Annotated in this window: 18 protein-coding genes and 1 other RNA gene; 12 read left to right on the top strand and 7 right to left on the bottom strand. The window is 67.5% G+C overall.

Annotated elements, in window-relative coordinates; translation table 11 throughout:
- Positions 1-51: 51 nt before the first annotated feature.
- Both IEX88_RS02830 and IEX88_RS02825 read left to right on the top strand, forming a co-directional pair.
- Positions 52-615, top strand: a complete 564-nt coding sequence (locus IEX88_RS02830; RefSeq protein WP_188849023.1) for a DUF2062 domain-containing protein — start codon at positions 52-54, stop codon at positions 613-615.
- A 200-nt stretch (positions 616-815) separates the two neighbouring features.
- Positions 816-2,453 (top strand): alpha/beta hydrolase, encoded by a 1,638-nt coding sequence (locus tag IEX88_RS02825; RefSeq protein ID WP_188849022.1) that lies wholly within the window; start codon positions 816-818, stop codon positions 2,451-2,453.
- 135 nt (positions 2,454-2,588) lie between these two features.
- On the opposite strand, the gene IEX88_RS02820 is transcribed toward IEX88_RS02825, so the two are convergent.
- The 5 genes from IEX88_RS02820 to ffs all read right to left on the bottom strand — a co-directional run bounded on the left by IEX88_RS02820 (position 2,589) and on the right by ffs (position 7,243).
- A complete protein-coding gene (locus IEX88_RS02820; protein WP_188849021.1) occupies positions 2,589-3,824 on the bottom strand; it encodes a lytic murein transglycosylase in 1,236 nt (411 codons plus the stop codon).
- A 104-nt stretch (positions 3,825-3,928) separates the two neighbouring features.
- Complete coding sequence (gene recR / locus IEX88_RS02815) at positions 3,929-4,534, bottom strand: recombination mediator RecR (protein WP_188849020.1); 606 nt, start codon at positions 4,532-4,534, stop codon at positions 3,929-3,931.
- A gap of 24 nt (positions 4,535-4,558) precedes the next feature.
- The gene (locus IEX88_RS02810; protein WP_188849019.1) at positions 4,559-4,882 is read right to left on the bottom strand and encodes a YbaB/EbfC family nucleoid-associated protein; all 324 of its coding nucleotides are present in this window, start codon (positions 4,880-4,882) and stop codon (positions 4,559-4,561) included.
- Between the two features lie 15 nt (positions 4,883-4,897).
- Positions 4,898-6,808 (bottom strand): DNA polymerase III subunit gamma/tau, encoded by a 1,911-nt coding sequence (locus IEX88_RS02805; RefSeq protein WP_188849018.1) that lies wholly within the window; start codon positions 6,806-6,808, stop codon positions 4,898-4,900.
- A gap of 338 nt (positions 6,809-7,146) precedes the next feature.
- Positions 7,147-7,243: signal recognition particle sRNA small type (ffs, locus tag IEX88_RS02800), an RNA gene on the bottom strand.
- An 87-nt stretch (positions 7,244-7,330) separates the two neighbouring features.
- Between ffs and IEX88_RS02795 the strand changes: the two genes are divergently transcribed.
- Complete coding sequence (locus IEX88_RS02795) at positions 7,331-7,744, top strand: HIT domain-containing protein (protein ID WP_188849294.1); 414 nt, start codon at positions 7,331-7,333, stop codon at positions 7,742-7,744.
- Positions 7,741-8,676 (top strand): NAD(+) diphosphatase, encoded by a 936-nt coding sequence (nudC, locus tag IEX88_RS02790; protein WP_188849017.1) that lies wholly within the window; start codon positions 7,741-7,743, stop codon positions 8,674-8,676. Before IEX88_RS02795 ends, nudC begins: the two co-directional genes overlap by 4 nt.
- A 4-nt stretch (positions 8,677-8,680) precedes the next feature.
- Here the strand turns inward: nudC and IEX88_RS02785 are convergent, their stop codons facing one another.
- The gene (locus IEX88_RS02785; protein WP_188849016.1) at positions 8,681-9,586 is read right to left on the bottom strand and encodes a prephenate dehydratase; all 906 of its coding nucleotides are present in this window, start codon (positions 9,584-9,586) and stop codon (positions 8,681-8,683) included.
- Between the two features lie 38 nt (positions 9,587-9,624).
- Positions 9,625-10,368 (bottom strand): 3-deoxy-manno-octulosonate cytidylyltransferase, encoded by a 744-nt coding sequence (locus tag IEX88_RS02780; RefSeq protein WP_188849015.1) that lies wholly within the window; start codon positions 10,366-10,368, stop codon positions 9,625-9,627.
- Between the two features lie 193 nt (positions 10,369-10,561).
- Here IEX88_RS02780 and IEX88_RS02775 point away from each other — a divergent pair, with 193 nt between their 5' ends.
- From IEX88_RS02775 to IEX88_RS02740, 8 genes are all read left to right on the top strand, one after another.
- Complete coding sequence (locus IEX88_RS02775) at positions 10,562-11,827, top strand: c-type cytochrome (protein WP_188849014.1); 1,266 nt, start codon at positions 10,562-10,564, stop codon at positions 11,825-11,827.
- Positions 11,828-12,131: 304 nt separating this feature from the next.
- The gene (locus IEX88_RS02770) at positions 12,132-14,099 is read left to right on the top strand and encodes an extracellular solute-binding protein (protein WP_244639775.1); all 1,968 of its coding nucleotides are present in this window, start codon (positions 12,132-12,134) and stop codon (positions 14,097-14,099) included.
- A complete protein-coding gene (locus tag IEX88_RS02765) occupies positions 14,096-15,973 on the top strand; it encodes an extracellular solute-binding protein (RefSeq protein ID WP_188849013.1) in 1,878 nt (625 codons plus the stop codon). The genes IEX88_RS02770 and IEX88_RS02765 overlap by 4 nt, the downstream gene beginning before the upstream one ends.
- 89 nt (positions 15,974-16,062) lie before the next feature.
- Positions 16,063-17,151, top strand: a complete 1,089-nt coding sequence (locus IEX88_RS02760) for a microcin C ABC transporter permease YejB (RefSeq protein ID WP_188849012.1) — start codon at positions 16,063-16,065, stop codon at positions 17,149-17,151.
- Positions 17,152-17,281: 130 nt separating this feature from the next.
- Entirely contained in the window at positions 17,282-18,403 is a 1,122-nt protein-coding gene (locus IEX88_RS02755) for an ABC transporter permease (RefSeq protein WP_188849292.1), read from the top strand.
- Positions 18,404-18,416: 13 nt separating this feature from the next.
- The gene (locus tag IEX88_RS02750) at positions 18,417-18,650 is read left to right on the top strand and encodes a hypothetical protein (RefSeq protein WP_188849011.1); all 234 of its coding nucleotides are present in this window, start codon (positions 18,417-18,419) and stop codon (positions 18,648-18,650) included.
- Positions 18,647-19,090 carry a type II toxin-antitoxin system VapC family toxin gene (locus tag IEX88_RS02745; protein ID WP_188849010.1) on the top strand — a complete coding sequence of 148 codons (444 nt, stop codon included), beginning with the start codon at positions 18,647-18,649 and terminating at the stop codon, positions 19,088-19,090. The genes IEX88_RS02750 and IEX88_RS02745 overlap by 4 nt, the downstream gene beginning before the upstream one ends.
- A 42-nt stretch (positions 19,091-19,132) precedes the next feature.
- The gene (locus tag IEX88_RS02740; protein ID WP_188849009.1) at positions 19,133-20,224 is read left to right on the top strand and encodes a cation diffusion facilitator family transporter; all 1,092 of its coding nucleotides are present in this window, start codon (positions 19,133-19,135) and stop codon (positions 20,222-20,224) included.
- Positions 20,225-20,243: the final 19 nt, after the last annotated feature.

The raw sequence follows: 20,243 nt of genomic DNA, 5'->3' as shown, positions 1-20,243 counted from the left end.
GACGATGAAGACTGAACGGAGGGCCGCCGCCGCTCCGGTCCTGTTTCGTCCATGAGATGGCGCCCAAAAATCGTCTCGAAAGAGGCCCTTCTCGAGAACCGCTGGATACGTCCGTTCGCCCATCGCTTGACGCATCCTTCCCTCTGGCACCTGAACCGACGATCGGTCTCGCGCGGCGTCGCCCTCGGCCTTGTCGCCGGCTTCCTGATTCCGTTCGGGCAGATCATGGTCGCGGCTTTTCTGGCGTTGAGCGTGCGGGCCAACATCGTCGTCGCCGCGACCGCCACCCTGGTGACCAACCCGCTGACCTTCCCGCCGATCTACTACGCGGCCTATCGCTTCGGGCGGTTCATCCTCGGCAGTGACGGCGCAGGCCACCTCACCGAGGATCAGGTGATCGCTCTGACCGAAAGCGCGACATCGTCGGCAGGCGCCTCGAGCTGGTCTGTCGCCAACGTCCTTCTTCCGCTGACAATCGGGCTCGTCGTCTTCGCCGTCGTCTCCGGCGTCGTCGGCTTCGCCCTCGCGCGCCTCTTCTGGACGATGCGGGTTCGCCGGAAATGGCGTCGCAGGACGGTCCTGCGACCTTCGGTGCGCAACGAAGGCGGCGACTGACGCACGGTGCGCGCGGGTGCCGACGGGCGGCGGGCCGGGCGCCCGCTCGCCGGCACCCCGATCACGCAGCCGCTCCGATCGAGGGAGCCGCTGGCTAATGGTCCACGACCTCGGTTTCATGCCACAAGCGTCTGGCCTGTCGGATCGTCCCGACGCGAACTTCCATCACGCCAGTCGCCCAACATAGCCTTGGATCCCGTATGGTCTCGCTTCCCCGATTGAACCTCTCGGCCACCGGCCTGGCGATCGGCGCGCTGTTGATGGCCGCGTCGCTGACACCGAGCCTCCTGCCCCGGGACTTCGTCATCCAGGGCCTCCTGTCGGGAACGTCGCTCTCCATCGGTTACCTCATCGGCGTCTTCCTGCGCTGGGCCTGGCAGTTCGCCCAGCTTCCCGAAGGATCGGAACGGGGCCGCCGGACCGTGCGGCGCGGTCTCGTGATCCTCTGCGCCGCATTGCTCGGCTTCGTCCTGTGGAAGGAGAGCGACTGGCAGAACCAGGTCCGCTCCTTGATGGGCATGGACCCCATCGACACCAGCGATCCCGTGAAGGTAGCGCTGATCGCCGCGAGCCTGTTTGCCCTGATCCTGGCGCTCGCCCGTGTCTTCCGGCGCACGAAGCGGTTCCTGGCGGGACGCTTGAAGCGCCGCACGGTGCCCCCGCGCCTGTCCCTTCTCCTGGGCGCCATCGTCGCGGCGGGGCTTTTCGGCGCGGTTCTCAACGGCATCGTCTTCGAGGGTCTGCTGCGGCTCGCGGACAGTTCGTTCCAGGAAATCGATCAGCATCTCGACGCCGATCTTGTGCCGCCCTCGGCCGCGGAACGGACGGGAAGTCCGGCGTCGCTCGCGGCTTGGCAGACCCTCGGCGCACGGGGCCGGGAATTCGTCTCGTCGGGTCCCACGGGCGAGGACATCGGACGCTTCTTCGGCGGCAGCGCGCGTGACCCTCTTCGGGTCTATGTCGGCCTGAACTCGCGGGAGACCGTCGACGAGCGCGCGGCGCTGGCACTGGCCGAGTTGATCCGCGTCGGCGGTTTTGACCGATCCGTGCTTGTCGTCGTGGTGCCGACGGGGACCGGCTGGATCGATCCCGCCGCCCTCGACACGCTGGAATATCTCCACCGCGGCGACGTCGCGTCCGTGGCCGTCCAGTATTCCTACCTGACGAGCTTCCTGTCGCTGATGGTCGAGCCCGGCTATGGCGCCGAGGCCGGACGCGCGCTTTTCAAGGCCATCTACGGGCACTGGACCCGCTTGCCGCCCGATGCCCGGCCGCGGCTTTATCTCCACGGCCTCAGCCTGGGCGCGATGAACTCGATGCTCTCGACGGACCTTTACGAGGTGATCGGCGATCCGTTCGACGGGGCGCTCTGGAGCGGCCCGCCCTTCAACAGCGCCACCTGGCAGGACATGACGGGCGCGCGGACTCCCGACTCGCCCGCCTGGCGGCCCCGCTTCCGGGACGGCTCGGTCGTTCGCTTCGGCAACCAGGCGGGAGGATTCGAAGACGGCGCCCCTTGGGGTCCCCTGCGGATCGCCTTCCTGCAATATGCCAGCGATCCCGTCGTCTTCTTCGAGCTGGAGAGCCTGTACCGCGAGCCGGACTGGATGAAGGAACCCCGCGGACCCGACGTCGCGCCCGAGTTTCGCTGGTTCCCCGTCGTCACCATGCTCCAACTCGCCTTCGACATGGCCATCGGCACGACCAGTCCGATCGGCTTCGGGCACCTCTATGCCCCCGAACACTACATCCCGGCCTGGATGGCGGTGACGGCACCGCCCGATATCGATGCCGCGACGGCGGAACGGCTCAAGGTCTGGTTCAAGGCCAGTCGCTGAGACAGGCCGGGTCTGTTGCCCGGCGGCCGCCGAGGCAGGTTCCCGTCGGCGTGACGGAAGCCGGCCACGACCGGCTGAAGACCGCCGCCGATCCGAGCGGCACAAAAGTGCTCGGCAGAGGCCGACCGGCCGAGCCTATTTCAGGCGGGCGGCCAGGTCGCGGCTCGGCCAGCAGGTCGGCGACAGGCCGGCGCTCGCCTCGTAGTCGCCGATCGACCGGCGGGTCTTGAAGCCGGGCAGGCCGTCGGCGCCGCCGACGTCGTAGCCGCGCCCCACCAGCTTTTCCTGCATCCGCGCGACGTCGCCGCGGGTCATGCCCTCGACCTGCACCCAGCCGCCCTTGAAGGCGCCGCCGCCGGCCATGCGGTCGGCGACATGGCCGATGAACAGGGCGTAGAGGTCGGAATTGTTGTAGACCTTCAGCGTGTAGAAATTCGGCGTCGCGATGAAGGCGGGACCGTTTCGCCCGGCCGGCATCATCAGATGGCCGGTGGCACCCACCTCGTTCGCGGGAAACGGCCGGCCGGAGACGCGGGTGACGCCGGCGGAGACGAAGTCGCGGATCGGCCGGCCCTTGTCCGGCCCCTCGACGGCGCAGGAGACGGAGTCCGGCACGTTCGCCTCGAAACCCCAGTCGCGGCCCGCGACCCAGCCGGCCTTCTGCAGATAGTGGCCGATGGAGGCCAGCGTATCCGGCACCGAGTTCCAGATGTCGCGGCGGCCGTCGCCATCCTGGTCGACGGCGAAGGCGAGGAATTTCGACGGCATGAACTGCGGCTGGCCGAGCGCGCCGGCCCAGGACGAGCGCATCTCCGACACTTTCAGATGGCCGTCGGCGACGATGTCGAGGGCGGCCAGGAGCTCTTCGCGAAACATCTCCTTGCGCCGGGCGAGGTAGGCCTTGGTGGCGAGGACCTCGAAGGCGTTGTGCGGGATCTTGGCGGCACCGAAACCCGATTCGCGGCCCCAGATCGCCACGATGATCGCCGCGGGAACGCCGGTCTTCGCCTCGATCCGGGACAGCACCGCGCGGTGCGTGGCCATCAGCCCGCGGCCGCGGGCGGCAAGCCCCGCGACGGCCGATTCGTTGAAATAGGCCGATGGACTCTGGAACTCGGCCTGGAAATTGTTCTCCTCGACCTTGGCGGCGTCGCCGGGAAGCTGCAGGTCGGGGAGCTTCAGATTGGGCTTCACGCCCTTGAAGGCGGCGTCGAAGATCGGCCGCGGCACGCCCCGCGCCTTCGCGGCCGGCCAGATGTCGGTCTCGAGGAAACGCTGGAACCCCCGGGCGATGTCGCCGGTCTGCGCGGCGGCGGGAAAGGCCAGAAGGAGCGCGGTCAGGAGGGCGGCCAGCCGGGCGGCAAAGGTCATCGGTCGTCGTCTCCGAAGGTCGTCAGGGGGGAGCGGGACGGCGGTTGCCACCCCGAGGCAGGTGAGCCTCGCCGGGGATCACGGCAGGCGAAAGGCGGGCCGCGTCAAAACGCGGTGCGGGCCCGCATCGCGGCCGAAAGCGTGCCCTCGTCGAGATAGTCGAGCTCGCCGCCGACCGGCACGCCGTGGGCGAGACGGGTGATCCTGACGTCGAACTCGGCGAGCTGGTCGGTCAGGTAGTGCGCCGTCGTCTGCCCCTCGACCGTGGCATTGACCGCGATGATCACTTCGCGGACCGTGCCGCCAGCGACGCGCTCGACCAGTTGCCTGATGGTCAGATCGTCGGGGCCGACGCCGTCGAGCGGCGAGAGGACGCCGCCGAGCACGTGGTAGGCCGCGTTCAGCGCCTTCGCCCGTTCCAGCGCCCAGAGGTCGGAGACGTCCTCGACGACGACGACCAGCGTCTGGTCGCGCGCCGGATCGCAGCAGACGGTGCAGGGATCGCGGGTGTCGATATTGCCGCAGACGGAGCAGACGAGTACGCGCTCCAGCGCCTGCGTCATCGCCTGCGCCAGCGGCCCGAGCAGCTGCTCCTTGCGCTTGACGAGGTGCAGCGTGGCGCGCCGGGCCGAGCGCGGGCCGAGACCCGGAAGTTTCGCGAGCAGCTGGATCAGCCGCTCGATCTCCGGGCCGGCGATGGGTTTTGCCATGAGGTCAGTCGTTTCGGGTCGGGATCAGAAGGGCAGCTTCAGGCCGGGCGGAAGCTGCAGGCCGGCGGTCAGTTCCTGGGTCTTGGCCTGGATGATCACCTCGAGCTTAGCCTTGGCATCGTTGTGCGCGGCAATCACCAGGTCTTCCAGAATTTCGGCCTCGTCGGGCTTGGCAAGCGACGGGTCGATCTTCAGCACCGCCATCTCGCCGCGACCGTTCAGCGTCACCGCGACGAGGCCGCCACCGGACTGGCCGGTGGCGGTGATGTCGGCGATTTCCTGCTGCAGGCCCTGCATCTTTTCCTGCATGGCCTTGGCCTGCTTCATCATGCCCATGATGTCTTTCATGCCTGTTTGCTCTCCCTAGAGGTCGTCGTCATCGTCGGTTTCGATCGGCATGTCGTCGGCGAGGTCCGCATCGCGGGGCGCCTCCGACAGAGTGAGGGTCGCCGCCTCGGCCGCCAGCGCCTCGCCGCGCAGCCGGACGTCGATCACCTTGGCGCCCGGAAACTGCGCCAGGATCGCGGCAACTTCGGGGTCGGCGATGGCGTCGGAGACGAGGGCGTCGCGGCGCGCCGCGACCGTCTCCTCGATCGTCCGCCCGCCCTCGGCGCTGGAGATCGTCACCGTCCAGCGCCGGCCCGTCCATTCGAGAAGCCGGCGCTGCAGGTCGCCGGGGAGCGTGCGCGGCGCGCCCTCGGTCAGCGCGACCTCGATCCGGCCCGGCTCGATCTTCACCGGCCGGATGTAGCGGCGCAGCGAGGCCTGCATCAGCGAATCGCGTTTTTCCTCGGCCAGCGCCACGAGCCCCTCGATCGTTCGGATCTCGGGCATGGCCGTCGCCGGGGCGGCGGCGGGCGCGGCCATCCGGCTGTCGCCGCGCGCGGCGATGGCGAGCCGCGGCGGTGGGGTCATGCCCGTCATCGCTGGCGTCCCCGTCATGGCGGCAACCGGCGCGGCGGCCGGCATGGAAGAGGACCGCTCGGCGGCGGCGGCAGGCGCCGCCTCGCCCGCGGCATGGGTCGCGGCCGAAGCGCCGTCGCGGGGCGCAGGGTATGACGGCGAGCGCGGAACATCGCCGCCCTCGGCGATCAGCCGGGCAAGATCGGCGGGCGCCGGCAGGTCGGCGGCATAGGCGATGCGGATCAGCGCCATCTCGGCGGCCTGGCGCGGCGTCGTCGCCGCGCGCGTCTCCTCGATCGCCTTCAGGAGAAGCTGCCAGACCTGCGACAGCGTCCGCACCGACAGTTTTTGCGAGAATTCCAGGCCCCGCGCCGATTCGGCCGGAGACAGGGCGGCATCGTCGGCCGAGTCCGGCACGAAGCGCAGCGAGGTCACGAGATGGGTGAAGTCGGCGAGATCGGAGAGCACGACGAGCGGGTCGGCGCCGCCATTGTACTGGTCGCGCAGTTCGGCGAGCGCGGCGGTGGCGTCGCCGCGCATGAGCTTCTCGAACAGGTCGATCACCCGGCCGCGGTCGGCAAGGCCCAGCATGTCGCGCACCGCGGCGGCCTCGACCCGGCCGGCGCCGTGCGAGATCGCCTGGTCGGTCAGGGACAGGGCGTCTCGCACCGAGCCCTCGGCGGCGCGGGCGAGAAGCCGCAGGGCCTCCTCGTCGATCTCCACCTTTTCGGCCGCGGCGACCTTGCCGAGATGGCGGATCAGCGTCGCGGCGTCGACCCGGCGCAGGTCGAAGCGCTGGCACCGCGACAGGACGGTGATCGGAACCTTGCGGATCTCGGTCGTGGCGAAAACGAACTTGACGTGCTCGGGCGGCTCTTCGAGCGTCTTCAACAGGCCGTTGAAGGCCTGGTTGGAGAGCATGTGCACCTCGTCGATGATGTAGACCTTGTAGCGCGCCGAGACCGGGCGGTAGCGCACCTGGGCGATGATCTCGCGGATGTCGTCGATGCCGGTATGGGAGGCCGCGTCCATCTCGACGACGTCGACATGCCTTCCTTCCATGATCGCCTGATCGTGGATGCCGGGCTCGCGCATGTGGATGGTCGGCTCGTGGATCTCGGCCGTCTCGTAGTTAAGCGCACGGGCGAGGATGCGGGCGGTGGTCGTCTTGCCGACGCCGCGCACGCCGGTCAGCATCCAGGCCTGGGCGATGCGGCCGGTCTCGAAGGCGTTGGTGAGGGTACGCACCATCGGCTCTTGGCCGATCAGGTCGTCGAAGCTCGCGGGCCGGTATTTACGGGCGAGAACGCGGTAGGCCTCGCCCGCCGGGACCTGTCCGGCGCCGTTCGTCACAGTGTCCTGATCGCTCATCGGCGGTCGTCGTCCCTTCGAGTACCGCAAGCGCATGTGGAACGGCGTTGATCGGAGTTCAACGCCGACCTTAGAGCAAGCCTGTCTGGTTTTGAAGCGCCGCCACGCCGAACCGGCTGGCATTCACGCTTGAACCGCCTCCGAAAAGACCCGCGTCACAAAGGCTCGAAGCCCCTGGGTGCCATGCCCCAGAAGTCGATCGGAAAGCGGATTTTCGGTGGAAGGGGATCGCAAAGGGAGCCGGCATTCCGCGGGCTGTTTTCCGCCGGCGCGTCGATGACATATCCGGCGCCGTCCGCTTCGAACGCGACCGTCCAGAAGCCAGGCGACGAAAAAGGTTGGGAGGCTGGCACGGCGACCCGTGCCTGGCTCGTTGGGGCTGCTTCCTTCCGGACCTGACCCGGTTGGCGAGTGACTCGTCCACCACCAACCTCCCGAGGCCGATATCGCTCTTCCCCCTGGCAAATGCAAGCGCCGGCCTAGATTGTTTTGATGGCTATCTCTGTGACGGAACTCTCCCGGATGCACCCCTTCGCCCTCGATCCGCGGCTGGACCGCGACACGCTGCCGGTCATGTCGCTCGGCCTTTGCGACCTTCGGCTGATGAACGACAGCCGCTGGCCCTGGCTGATCCTGGTGCCGAAGCGCCCCGGCATTACCGAGATGCACGACCTCACCCCGCTCGACCAGACCATGCTCACCTTCGAGACGGCACTGGTGGCCGACTGCATGAAGAAGACGCTGAACGCCGCGAAACTCAACATCGGCATGCTTGGCAATGTCGTGCCGATGCTGCATCTGCACATCATCGCGCGCGAGCCCGGCGATCCGAACTGGCCGGGCCCCGTCTGGGGCGTCGGCACGCGCGAACCCTATGGCGACGACGAGGCCGCGCGTCTTGTCGACCTGTTCCGCGAAAGAGTTCTCTGCCCATGACCCGTCTCGACCCGATCCGGCCGCGTCCCAACGAACTCGCTTTGGGCTTTGTCGGCAATCTGCTCCTGCGCGACGGCGAAAACCGGACGGAAAGCTCCCTGCCCGAAGCGCTCGCCGCTCCCGGGGCGAAGGTGTACCTGATGCATGAGGGGGCCTGGCTCTACCGGGACGCGGAGGGGCGGGCCGAGCCGGGTTTCGACGTGGCGACGGCGCTTTCGCATGCGGCGCCGGAATCAGACTGCGTGCTGCTCGGGCATACGCCTGCCGGCGAGCCGCGCCTCGCGCTGCGCGCCACCACGATTCCCGACGCGGCCCTCAGCCTGCCGCTGCGCCCGCTGGCGACCGCCGGCATGCTCGACGCCGATACCGAGGGCCAGCTCGGCCAGGCCGAGCATTTTCTCAACTGGCACCAGCGCGCGCGCTTCTGCGGGCGCTGCGGCACCGCGACACGGCCCGAAGCGGCGGGCTATCGCCGTCGCTGTAGCGGCTGCGGCGAGGTGCATTTTCCACGCACCGACCCGGTCTCGATCATGCTGATCCATGACGGGGCCGGCCGCTGCATCCTCGGGCGCTCGGCGCGCTTCCCGGACAAGATGTGGTCGTGCCTCGCCGGCTTCGTCGAGCCGGGCGAGACGCTGGAGGGCGCGGTGCGGCGCGAGACGCTGGAGGAATCGGGCGTCACGGTCGGCGAGGTTTCCTATGTCGCCTCGCAGCCCTGGCCGTTTCCCGGCTCGCTGATGATCGGCTGCATGGCGCTGGCGACGAGCACCGACATCGTCTTCGACACGGTCGAGCTCGAGGCCTGCCGCTGGTTCGACCGCGACGAGGTCCGGGCCATGCTGGACGAAACGCATCCCGAGGGACTGACGGCGCCCAAAAGTTTCGCGATCGCCCACCACCTCGTCCGGCTCTTCGCCGAGACGCTGCCCTGAGAGCCTATTCGGCGGGGGTCAGGAAGCGCTGGCGATCGGGCGCTGCCTTGTAGACGCCGAGGATTTCCATCGCCGCCGAGAAGAAGCGCAGCTCGTGCAAAGCGCGGGCGGCCGCCGGATCGTGCGGATGGCCTTCGATGTCGGCATAGAACTGCGTGGCGGAGAAACTGCCGCCGATCTGGTAGCTCTCGAGCTTGGTCATGTTGACGCCATTGGTGGCGAAGCCGCCGAGCGCCTTGTAGAGCGCCGCCGGAATGTTGCGGACACGGAAGACGAAGGTCGTCACCACGTCGCGGCTGACCGGCTCGGCATCCGTCGCGCGGGGAATCCAGAGGCCCTCCTCGCTACCGTCCGGGCGGGAGAGGACGACGAAGCGCGTCATGTTGTCCTCGGAGTCCTCGACGTTCTCCTTCAGGATGTCGAGGCCGTAGAGATCGGCGGCAAGGCGCGGCGCCAATGCCGCCATGGTGCGGTCGCCGGCTTCCGAGACGATTCGCGCGGCGCCCGCCGTATCGCCGGCGACGACGGGCTTCCAGCCGTTCGCGCGGATGATCGCGCGGCACTGGCCGAGGGCGTGGATGTGGCTGTGGACGCTCTTGATCTCGGACAGCGCGACGCCCGGCAGCGCCATCAGCTGGAAGCGGATCGGCAGGAAATACTCGCCGACGATCTTCAGCCCGGAGATCGGCAGGAGATGATGGATGTCGGCGACCCGGCCGGCGATCGAGTTCTCGATCGGGATCATGGCGAGATCCGCCTCGCCATTGGTTACGGCGGCGAAGGCGTCCTCGAAGGAGGGGCAGGGCAGCGGCTGCATGTCGGGAAACATGTTGCGGCAGGCGGTATCGGAATTGGCCCCGGCCTCGCCCTGGAAGGAGATGCCGTTGGTGGGCGCAAAGGAAGTCGTCATCGAAGGGGTCTGCACCGTCTGCTCACTCACCGTCATCGTCATGCCCGTCCCGCCTGGGCGGCGAACATCGCCCGCGCCTTCTCCAGATCGTCGGGCGCGTCGACGCCGAGCGGCACGGCCGTGACGATCTCGGCATCGATGCGCATGCCCGCCTCCAGCGCCCGCAGCTGTTCCAGTCTCTCGCGCGTCTCCAGCGGCGAGGGCGGCAGCGACACGAAGCGCTCCAGCGCCGCGCGGCGATAGGCATAGAGCCCGATATGGTGGAAGAGCGGCCCCTCGCCCCAGGGGGCGGTGGCGCGGGTGAAGTACAGCGCGCGCAGCCGCGTCGGGCCGAGGGGCGATCCGACGAGCTTCACGACATTCGGATTGATTCGCTCACCCTCTTCGGTGATTTCGACGGCAAGCGTCGCGATGTCGCAGCGCGGGTCCTCGAAGGGCGCCAGCACCTGGCGGACGAGTTCGGGCTCGATCGTCGGCAGGTCGCCCTGGAGATTGATCACCGTCTCGACCGCGCCGTCCGGGTCGAGCGCCTTTAGCGCCTCGAAGATCCGGTCCGACCCGGAGGGGTGATCCAGCCGCGTCATCACCGCTTCGAAGCCGTGGGAAAGAAGGCTCTGCCGGATTTCCAGGGTGTCGGTCGCGACGACGACGCGGCCCAGCCCGGCGGCTGTCGCCCGTTCGGCGACGCGCACGATCATCGGCAGGCCGCCGATATCGGCGAGCGGTTTTCCCGGCAGGCGGGTCGACGCCATTCGGGCCGGGATCAGGATGAGGTTCGACATCGGGCCTTGCGAAACTTGGAAACGTGCTAAGGAGCGGATTGAATGATCGGCACCACAGTGTCAAAAGGTGGCCCTGCGCGCCTTCTACAGGTGTTGTCTTCAATCCGCAAAGAACCTAGTTTCCGCGCGTTTTCTACCAGTGCCACAGCGGCCGCGACAAGCCGGCCCATCAGACCCGGGAGCCGCCCTGTCCATGGATTCGTTCGAGGCCAATAAGATCTTCGGCGCCATTCTGGGGACGATTTTCGTCGTCTTCGGTGGCAGCCTGCTGGCCAGCAGCATCTATCATTCCGAAGTGCCTGAAACGCCGGGCTACACGATCGTCGCCGCCGAGGCCCCTGCCGCCGGCGAAGCCCCTGCCGCCGCCGCCGAGGATCCGCCGATCGCCACGCTGCTCGCCTCGGCCGACGTCGCCAAGGGCGAAGCCGAGTTCAAGAAGTGCACCGCCTGCCACAGCGGCGAAGAGGGCGGCCCGAACAAGGTCGGTCCGCATATCTGGGACGTGGTCAACCGGCCGATCGCCTCGGTCTCGGACTTCTCCTACTCTGCCGCGATGAAGGAATTTTCGCAGGGCGGTTCGGTGAACTGGGACTACGACCACCTCTATCACTTCATCAAGGCGCCCAAGCAGTACGTTCCGGGCACCGCGATGGGCTATGCCGGCCTGAAGGATCCGCAGGGCCGTGCCAACCTGATCGCCTATCTGCGCACGCTCTCGGCGACACCGGCCGCCCTGCCCGATCCGGCCGAAGCCGCACCTGCCGATGCAGCCGCCGCTCCCGAGGCGGACGGTTCTGCCCCGACGGCGGAAGCGGCGCCGGGCCCCGCCGCGGCAGCCACACCGGGTGAGGCTCCGGCCGCCGAAGCACCGGCCGCAGCGCCTGCGGCGCCGGCTGAGACGCCTGCGGCGCCCGCCTCCGCTGCGCCTGCCGCGCCGGCACCGGCCGCTCCCGCGGCTCCCGCACCGGCGGCTGCGCCCGCCGCTCCTGCTCCGGCGGCTCCTGCCGCTCCGGCACCGGCTGCGCCTGCCGCACCGGCTGCGCCCGCCGCGCCGGCTCCCGCCGCTCCCGCCCAGCAGGGCGCGGCGGCACCGGCTGCTGCGGCCCCGACGCAGGTCGCCGCCGCCGGCGATCCGGCCGAAGGCGCCAAGGTTTTCCGCAAGTGCCAGGCCTGCCACGCTGTCGGCGAAGGCGCGGCCAACAAGGTCGGTCCTGAGCTAAACGGCATCATCGGCGAGGCCGTCGCCGGGGTCGAAGGCTACAACTTCTCGGCCGCGCTGAAGACCTTTGCCGGCACCAACCCGGTCTGGACCGAAGAACTGATGGCCCAGTGGCTGGCCAATCCGAAGGCGCTGGTGCCCGGCACCAAGATGGCCTTCCCCGGCCTGAAGAAGCCCGAGGAAATTGCCAATGTGACCGCCTATCTCGCCGGCTTCGACGAGACCGGCGCGGCCAAGTAGCACCGCGATCCCGCTCTATCGATCGAGGGCTCCGACACGCGTCGGGGCCCTTTTTCGTTGCAGGGCGCCTGCGAACGGCTGGTCGGGCTGGCCCCAACGGCCGACCCCACCGCGCGCGGTTTTCGCTTGTGAGCCCGCTCCGGCCATGGAAAGGCTGGACCGGTCCGGCCCTGCAAGGGCCGGGGAAACGTCTCCGTCGGGCCGCTGGCGGGCCGATGAAACTTTCGTCATGCTGGACCGGGTGCCGAACGAAGGCCACAAACGGTGGCAACGGTGCCGTCCGCCCCTCAGACCGGAGATCCCCTTGCCGTCGAACCTGCGATCCGCCCTGTTCCTGGCCTGCCTTTTCGCGCCCCTCGCCGCACTCCCGGCCGGGGCCCAGGACGCGGCTCCCGCGGCGACCGCCGGTCAGAGCGCTTCTCCCGCCGATGCCTCCACTCCCTCGCCGGACAGCATCGCACCCGCGCCGCCGGTCGCGCCGGCCGCCGCCGCCACGCGCGACTGGCGTGTCGGCACCAGCCTGATGGGCGACCCGAAATACCAGGAAGGCTTCACCCGCTTCGACTACGTCAATCCGGACGCCCCGAAGGGCGGCGTCGCGCGCCTCGACGGCAGCGGCAGCTTCGACAGCTTCAACCCGGTCCTGTCCAAGGGCGACGTCGCCGAAGGCATCGGCCTGGTCTACGAGACCCTGATGGCGCCCTCGCTCGACGAGACCTCGACCAATTACGGCCTGATCGCCGACGCCGTCTCCTATCCCGAGGATTTCTCCTCCGTCACCTACCGGCTGAACCCGAATGCGCGCTGGCACGACGGCCAGAAGATCACGACGGACGACGTGGTCTGGTCGTTCGAGACCCTGAAGGAAGTCAATCCGAGCCAGGGCTTCTACTACCGGCACGTCGCCTCCGCTGCCGCCACCGGCGAGAACGAGGTGACCTTCACCTTCGACGAAAAGAACAACCGCGAACTGCCCAACATCGTCGGCCAGCTGGTCGTGCTGCCGAAACACTGGTGGACGGGGAAGGACGCGAACGGCAAGCAGCGCGACATCAACGAGACCACGCTGGAGCCGCCGCTCGGCTCCGGCCCCTACAAGGTCGGCAACTTCGCCACCGGCCGCAACGTCTCCTACACCAGGGTCGAGGACTATTGGGGCGCCGAGCTGCCGGTGAATGTCGGCCAGAACAATTTCGACCGCATCGACTACATCTATTTCCGCGACGACACGGTGTCCTTCGAGGCCTTCAAGGGCAACCAGTTCGACTGGTGGCTGGAGAACAAGGCCGCGCGATGGGCCTCGAGCTATGATTTCCCTGCCGCCCAGAACGGCTGGGTGGTGAAGGAGCGGTTCGAGAACCCCTATCGCAGCGCGGGTGTGATGGTCGGATTCATCCCGAACCTGCGCCGGCCGCTGTTCCAGAACCTCGACCTGCGCCGCGCCCTGAACCATGCCTTCGACTTCGAGACCATGCAGCGGACGCTGTTCTTCGGCGAATATGCCCGTCCGAACTCCTACTTCAACAAAACCGAGCTCGCCTCGTCCGGCCTGCCCGAGGGCGACGAGTTGGCCTTGCTGGAGCCGTTGAAGGCGCAGGTGCCCGAGAGCGTCTTCACCACGCCCTATGCCAACCCCGTCTTCGGCGACAACGCCAAGACGCGCGACAACCTGCGCGAGGCGGTGCGGCTCTTGAAGGCGGCGGGCTACGAGCAGAAGGGCGGCAAGATGGTGAATGCCGCGACCGGCGCGCCGCTTTCCTTCGAGGTCCTCCTCAACGGCCCGACGCTGGAAGGCGTCGTCACGCAGTTCCAGGACAGCCTGAAGCGCATCGGCGTCGAGATGCGCATCCGCACCGTCGATCCCTCGCAGTTCGTCAACCGCGTCCGGGCGCGCGACTACGACATGATCTATGGCGGCCTGTCGCAGTCGCTGTCGCCCGGCAACGAGCAGTACGACTATTTCGGCTCGGACGCTGCCGACAAGCCGGCCTCGCAGAACTATGCCGGCATCAAGGACCCGGCCGTGGACGTGCTGGTGAAGGCCGTCGTCCAGGCCAAGGACCGCGCGTCCCTCGTCACCGCGACGCACGCGCTCGACCGGGTGCTCCTCGCCAATCAGTTCATTATCCCGACCTATGTGCCGAAGGACCAGCGCATCGCCCGCTGGGACCGTTTCGGCCATCCCGAGACCCTGCCGACCTACTCGATCGGCTGGCCGCAGGTCTGGTGGTACGACGAGGCCAAGGCCGCCAAGATCCCGGCGCCCCGATGAGCACGGCGCTCTCCACCCTCACCCGCCGGCGCTTTGGCCAGCTGGCGCTCGCCGGCGGCGTCGCGGCGATGCTGCCACGCGCCGCCTTCGCCGCCGTTGCGACCGACACACCCCTGCACGGACTTTCGGCCTTCGGCGAGCTGAAATACGGGCCGGACTATGCGGGCTTCGACTATGCCAGCCCTGAGGCGCCGGATGGCGGGCGGATGAACTATTCCGTGCCGAGCTGGCTGTTCAACCAGTCGCCGCAGACCTTCGACACGCTGAACACCTTCGTCCTCAGGGGCAATGCTCCGCCCCGCCTCGAAAAGCTCTACGACTCGCTGATGACCTCGTCGCTGGACGAGCCCGACAGCCTCTATTGCGCGCTGGCCGAAAGCGTCTCGCTCTCCGCCGACCGCAACACCTACACCTTCCGGCTGCGGCCCGAGGCGCGCTTTTCCACCGGCGCGGCGGTGACGGCCGAAGACGTCGCCTTCTCCTACCTGACCATCAAGGACAAGGGGCATCCCTCGCTGGTGTCGCTCTTGCGCACCGTGACCGACGTGGTGGCGGTGGATGCCGCGACCGTCAGGCTCGTCTTCACAGGCCAGCAGACGCCGCAGGATGCGCTGGAGGCGCTCGGCATTCCGATCGTGCCAAAGGCCTTCTTCGACGGCCGCGCCTTCGACACAACCGATCTCACCGAGATTCCCGGCAGCGGCCAGTACACGGTCGGCCGCTTCGCCGTCGGCCGCTTCATCGAATACGAGAAGCGCGCCGACTATTGGGCCAAGGACCTGCCCTTCGCCCGCGGCCTCAACCATTTCCAGACGATCCGCATCGACTTCTTCCGCGACCGGCAGCCGGCGCTGGAAGCCTTCAAGAAGGGCGAGATCGACTTTCGCGAGGAATTCACCACCCGCAGCTGGGCGACGGAATACGACTTTCCGGCCGTCACCGAAAAGCGCGTCGTCAAGGGCGAGTTCCCCTTGGAAAAGCTGCCGCGCTTCCAGTGCTGGGCGCTGAACCAGCGGCGCGAGCGCTTTGCCGACGTCCGCGTCCGCCGCGCGATCAACCTGTGCTTCGACTTCGAATGGACGAACGCCAACCTCCTGTTCGGCCTCAGGACCCATTCCGATTCCTGCTTCGAGGGCTCGGACTTCAAGGCGGCGGGCATGCCGTCGCCGGAGGAGCTCGCGATCCTCGAGCCGCTGCGCGCCAGCCTGCCGGACGAGGTGTTCGGCCCGGCCTGGGTGCAGCCGGTCAGCGACGGCAGCGGCAACGACCGGAAACTCCTCCGGGAGGCCTCGCAGCTCCTCGCCGCCGCCGGCTGGAAGCAGGGACAGGGCGGGCTGGTGAACGCCAAGGGCGAGGTCTTCCGCCTGGAATTCATGATCAACAGCCAGGAGCAGTCGCGCGTCTACGGCAAGTTCTTCGACACGCTGCGCCGCCTCGGGATCGACGCGACCTTCCGGCTTGTCGACGAGGCGCAGTACCAGGACCGGCAGTCGAACTTCGACTACGACATGATCCTGGCCGCCTTCGGCTTCACCGCGACGCAGACGAAATCCGGCCTCGACCTCTTCTTCGGCAGTTCCTCGCGCGACAGGCCAGGCTCATACAATTTTCCCGGAATGGCCGACCCTGCCGTCGACGCGCTGATCGACAAGGTCGGCGCGGCAACCACGCGCGAGGCGATGACCACCGCCATGCGCTGCCTCGACCGGGTGCTGCGTGTCAGGCTCGACTGGATCCCGAACATCAACGGCGGAGCCCGCCGTGTTGCATACTGGGACGTGTTCGGTTTCAAGGAGAAGCCGGACTACAGCTTTGCCGTCGAATCGCTCTGGTGGTTCGACGAGGCCAAGGCGAAGGCCATCGGCCGGGCTTGAGGCGCCGTTCGGGCCGCAAGGCCGCCGCGGGCGCATAGACGTATGGCCGCCGCGCCCTCGCGGAGGCCAAACCAGGGTGACGAGTTTTCATGGGCGCCTACATCCTTCGACGGCTTTTGCTGATGATCCCGACGCTGCTCGGAATCATGGCCATCTCCTTCGCCGTCATCCAGTTCGCGCCCGGCGGACCGGTGGAGCAGGTGATCGCCAACCTGCAGGGCCAGGGCAGCAACGGCGCCGACCGCATCGGCGGCGCGTCCAGCGATTTCGGCGGCCAGGGAAGCTCGGAGAACTCCGGCTATCGCGGCGCCCAGGGGCTCGATCCCGCCTTCATCAAGAAGCTCGAGGAGCAGTTCGGCTTCGACAAGCCGCCGCTCGAACGCTTCGGCAAGATGATCTGGGACTACAGCCGCTTCCAGTTCGGCGAGAGCTATTTCCGCTCGGTCTCCGTGCTCGACCTGATCGTCGAGAAGATGCCGGTGTCGATCTCGCTCGGGCTCTGGATCACGCTCCTGTCCTACGGCATCTCGATCCCGCTCGGCATCCGCAAGGCGCTGAAGGACGGGTCGAGCTTCGACACCTGGACCTCGGGCGTCATCATCGTCGCCTATGCCATTCCGGGCTTCCTCTTCGCCATCCTCTTGATCGTCCTGTTCGCCGGCGGCTCGTTCTGGGATCTTTTTCCCTTGCGCGGCCTGACCTCCGACAATTTTTCGCAGATGTCCTGGCCGGAAAAGATCGCCGACTATTTCTGGCACCTGACGCTGCCCCTGATCGCGCTGTCGCTCTCGGCCTTCGCCACCACGACGCTCCTCACCAAGAACTCGTTCCTGGAGGAGATCCGCAAGCAGTATGTCACGACGGCCCGGGCCAAGGGCCTGACCGAGAACAAGATCCTCTACGGCCACGTCTTCCGCAACGCCATGCTGATCATCGTCGCCGGTTTTCCCGGCGCCTTCATCTCGGCCTTCTTCGCCGGCTCGCTCCTGATCGAGACGATCTTCTCGCTCGACGGGCTCGGCCTCCTCGGCTTCGAATCCATCTACAAGCGCGACTATCCCGTGGTGTTTGCCACCCTCTACATCTTCTCGCTGATCGGCCTCGTGACGGCGCTCATCTCCGACCTCACCTATACCTGGATCGATCCGCGCATCGATTTCGAGAAGCGGGAGGTCTGAGATGGATACGCCCCGCAACAACCAGCCGCCCGCGGATGCCGCACAGGAGATCGCCGGCACCGCGTCCGCCGTTCCCACCGCCGTCGAGGCGCGCGAGGATGCGTCGATCGACACCGCGGGCACCGCGCAGATGGCGCCCTCCGCCCAGGTCGTGCGCAGCCGGCTGTCGCCGCTGAACCAGCGCCGCCTGCAGAACTTTCGCGCCAACCGCCGCGGCGTCTGGTCGTTCTGGATCTTCCTGTTCCTGTTCTTCGGCACCCTCGGGGCGGAGTTCGTCGCCAACGACAAGCCGCTGCTCGTCGAATACAAGGGCGAGTACTACGCGCCGATCTTCAAGGACTATCCAGAGGAGATCTTTGGCGGCTTCCTGCCGGTCACCGACTACCGCGACCCCTTCGTGCAGGAGGAGATCCGCGGCAATGGCTGGATGATCTGGCCGCCGATCCGCTATTCCTATCGCACCGTCAACAACGAGATCCCGACGCCGGCCCCCTCGGCCCCCTCCTGGATGTTCACCAAGGAGGAGCGCTGCGTCCAGTATCCGCTGGGCGTCGACGACCCGAACTGCACCTTCGGCAACATGAACTGGCTCGGCACCGACGACCAGGCGCGCGACGTGCTGTCGCGCCTGATCTACGGCTTTCGCATCTCCGTCCTGTTCGGCCTGATCCTGACCGGCCTCTCGGCCGTCATCGGCGTCGCGGCCGGCGCGGTGCAGGGCTATTTCGGCGGTTGGGTGGATCTTCTGTTCCAGCGCTTCATCGAGATCTGGACCTCGATCCCGGTGCTGTACCTGCTGCTCATCATCGCCGCCATCCTGCCGCCGGGCTTCTGGATCCTTCTGGGCATCATGCTCCTGTTCTCCTGGGTCTCCTTCGTCGGTGTCGTCCGCGCGGAGTTCTTGCGGGCACGCAATTTCGAGTATGTGACGGCGGCGCGCGCGCTCGGCGTCGGCGACTGGACGATCATGGTCCGCCACTTGTTGCCGAACGCGACCGTGGCGACGCTGACCTTCCTGCCCTTCATCCTGAACGGCTCGATCACCACCCTCACCTCGCTTGACTTCCTCGGCTTCGGCCTGCCCCCGGGCTCGCCCTCGCTCGGCGAACTGCTGGCCCAGGGCAAGAACAACCTGCAGGCGCCCTGGCTCGGCATCTCCGGTTTCGTGGTACTCTCCCTGATGCTGTCGCTGCTCGTCTTCATCGGCGAGGCCGTGCGCGACGCGTTCGATCCGAGGAAGAGCTTTCGGTGAATTGGGGAGGGGTATGAGCGAGGCAACGAAGTTCATTATCGACGATTTCCCGGCTGGAGAGCTTCCGGCGAGCGTGCGTAGGAACATCGATCCCACGCACCGAGTGCGGATTACAGTCGAGGAAATACCTGAGCAGGCCGACAAAGAGCCCAGATATCTGCGCTATTGGGGCGCGGCGAGCCATCTGGGGACGACGACCGAGGAGGCCGTGGCGCGCATCCGCGCGCTCAGGGACGAGTGGGATTGAGATCGCCACGACTCTATCTCGATACCAACGCGATCATCGCCTTTGTCGAGGAACAGCATGTGGGTCTCCGCTCCGTCTTCGAGAAGTTGGAGAAGGGGATGTGCCAGTTCGTCACCAGCCAGATCACCTTAGCGGAGGTGCTGGTTCGCCCCATGAAAGAGAAGCAGGACTGGCTGATCACGCTCTACGAAGAACTCTTGCACGAAGATCGCTTCTTGGACGTCCGGCCGATCGATCTGCCGCTTCTTCGGGAAAGCGCAAAACTGCGTGTCGCCCTGAACGGCAAACTTCCTGACAGCATCCATGTGGCGACGGCACTCTCGGCGAAATGCAGCGTCTTGATTTCATCGGACAAACGCTTGCGAGTTCCACCGGGACTTCAGCGCATTTCGGTCGATGACCCAGATATCGACAGGTTGGAGGGCTGGCCGCATGCTTGACCGCAAGACGAACAATGCCGCCGGCAACCTGGACTTATGGCCATGACCGCCCATTCCCACGCCCCCGGCGCCGCGCATGACGACCACGACCATGCCGGCCATGCCAGCGAGAAGCGGCTGATCTGGGCGGCGGCGCTGACGGGCGGCTTCATGTTGGCGGAGATCGCCGGCGGCCTGATCTCGGGCTCGCTGGCGCTGCTCGCGGATGCCGGGCACATGTTCGTCGATTTCGCCGGCCTGTCGCTCGCGCTTTTCGCCATGCGCCTCGCGCGGCGGCCGGCGGACGCCAAGCGCAGCTACGGCTACGACCGGTTCCAGATCCTCGTCGCCTATTCCAACGGCCTCATCCTCTTCGGCATCGCGATCTTCATCGCCGTCGAGGCCTGGCGCCGCCTGTCGGAGCCGGTCGAGATCTTGGGCGGGCCGATGCTGGCGGTGGCGGTCGGCGGTCTTCTCGTCAACATCGCCGCCTTCCTCGTTCTGCACGGCGGCGACCGTGAGGATCTCAACATGCGCGGCGCGCTGCTGCATGTCGCCGGCGACCTGCTCGGCTCGGTCGCGGCCATCGCCGCTTCGCTGGTGATCCTCATCTCCGGCTGGATGCCGATCGATCCGATCCTGTCGGTGCTGGTCGCCGTGCTCATCCTCGGCAATGCCTATGGCCTCGTGCGCGCTTCCGGCCACATCCTGCTGGAGGGCACGCCGAAGGGCCTCGACAGCGCTGAGGTCGGCCCGCACCTCGCCGCGATCCCCGGCGTGGTCGACATCCACCACGTCCATCTCTGGGCGATCACGCCGAAGCGCCGCGCCGCGACGCTGCACGCGCGGATCGCCGACCACGCGGAACCGGCCGGCATCGTCCGGTCGATCAAGCGAGAGATGGCGACGCGCTTTGCCATCGACCATGTGACCGTCGAGATCGAGCATGACGCCTGCGCCGACCGGGCCGGTCACAACGGTCACGCTCACGACCACGACCACGACCACGACCACGATAATGCCGCCGATCATGCCCATGACCACCCGCATGAGCATGGGCGGACGGACCCTGCGGGGCCCGGCGCCGGGGCATCCGCCCGCCAGAGCGCCGACCACCACGACCATCCAAGCCGACCGCTGGGAGCCCATCTATGAGCCGATCCGCCCCGCCCGC

It is taken from the genome of Aureimonas glaciei (genome assembly GCF_014643375.1).
Classification (GTDB): Bacteria; Pseudomonadota; Alphaproteobacteria; order Rhizobiales; family Rhizobiaceae; genus Plantimonas; species Plantimonas glaciei.
This window is presented reverse-complemented; position numbering and strand designations above follow the sequence as displayed.

What these genes read in the sequence shown, in the direction of transcription:
- IEX88_RS02830 (WP_188849023.1), top strand. Translation starts at nt 52, where the DNA reads ATGAGATGGCGCCCAAAAATCGTCTCGAAAGAGGCCCTTCTCGAGAAC.
- IEX88_RS02825 (WP_188849022.1), top strand. Translation starts at nt 816, where the DNA reads ATGGTCTCGCTTCCCCGATTGAACCTCTCGGCCACCGGCCTGGCGATC.
- IEX88_RS02820 (WP_188849021.1), bottom strand. Translation starts at nt 3,824, where the DNA reads ATGACCTTTGCCGCCCGGCTGGCCGCCCTCCTGACCGCGCTCCTTCTG.
- recR (WP_188849020.1), bottom strand. Translation starts at nt 4,534, where the DNA reads ATGGCAAAACCCATCGCCGGCCCGGAGATCGAGCGGCTGATCCAGCTG.
- IEX88_RS02810 (WP_188849019.1), bottom strand. Translation starts at nt 4,882, where the DNA reads ATGAAAGACATCATGGGCATGATGAAGCAGGCCAAGGCCATGCAGGAA.
- IEX88_RS02805 (WP_188849018.1), bottom strand. Translation starts at nt 6,808, where the DNA reads ATGAGCGATCAGGACACTGTGACGAACGGCGCCGGACAGGTCCCGGCG.
- IEX88_RS02795 (WP_188849294.1), top strand. Translation starts at nt 7,331, where the DNA reads ATGCACCCCTTCGCCCTCGATCCGCGGCTGGACCGCGACACGCTGCCG.
- nudC (WP_188849017.1), top strand. Translation starts at nt 7,741, where the DNA reads ATGACCCGTCTCGACCCGATCCGGCCGCGTCCCAACGAACTCGCTTTG.
- IEX88_RS02785 (WP_188849016.1), bottom strand. Translation starts at nt 9,586, where the DNA reads ATGACGACTTCCTTTGCGCCCACCAACGGCATCTCCTTCCAGGGCGAG.
- IEX88_RS02780 (WP_188849015.1), bottom strand. Translation starts at nt 10,368, where the DNA reads ATGTCGAACCTCATCCTGATCCCGGCCCGAATGGCGTCGACCCGCCTG.
- IEX88_RS02775 (WP_188849014.1), top strand. Translation starts at nt 10,562, where the DNA reads ATGGATTCGTTCGAGGCCAATAAGATCTTCGGCGCCATTCTGGGGACG.
- IEX88_RS02765 (WP_188849013.1), top strand. Translation starts at nt 14,096, where the DNA reads ATGAGCACGGCGCTCTCCACCCTCACCCGCCGGCGCTTTGGCCAGCTG.
- IEX88_RS02760 (WP_188849012.1), top strand. Translation starts at nt 16,063, where the DNA reads ATGGGCGCCTACATCCTTCGACGGCTTTTGCTGATGATCCCGACGCTG.
- IEX88_RS02755 (WP_188849292.1), top strand. Translation starts at nt 17,282, where the DNA reads ATGGCGCCCTCCGCCCAGGTCGTGCGCAGCCGGCTGTCGCCGCTGAAC.
- IEX88_RS02750 (WP_188849011.1), top strand. Translation starts at nt 18,417, where the DNA reads ATGAGCGAGGCAACGAAGTTCATTATCGACGATTTCCCGGCTGGAGAG.
- IEX88_RS02740 (WP_188849009.1), top strand. Translation starts at nt 19,133, where the DNA reads ATGACCGCCCATTCCCACGCCCCCGGCGCCGCGCATGACGACCACGAC.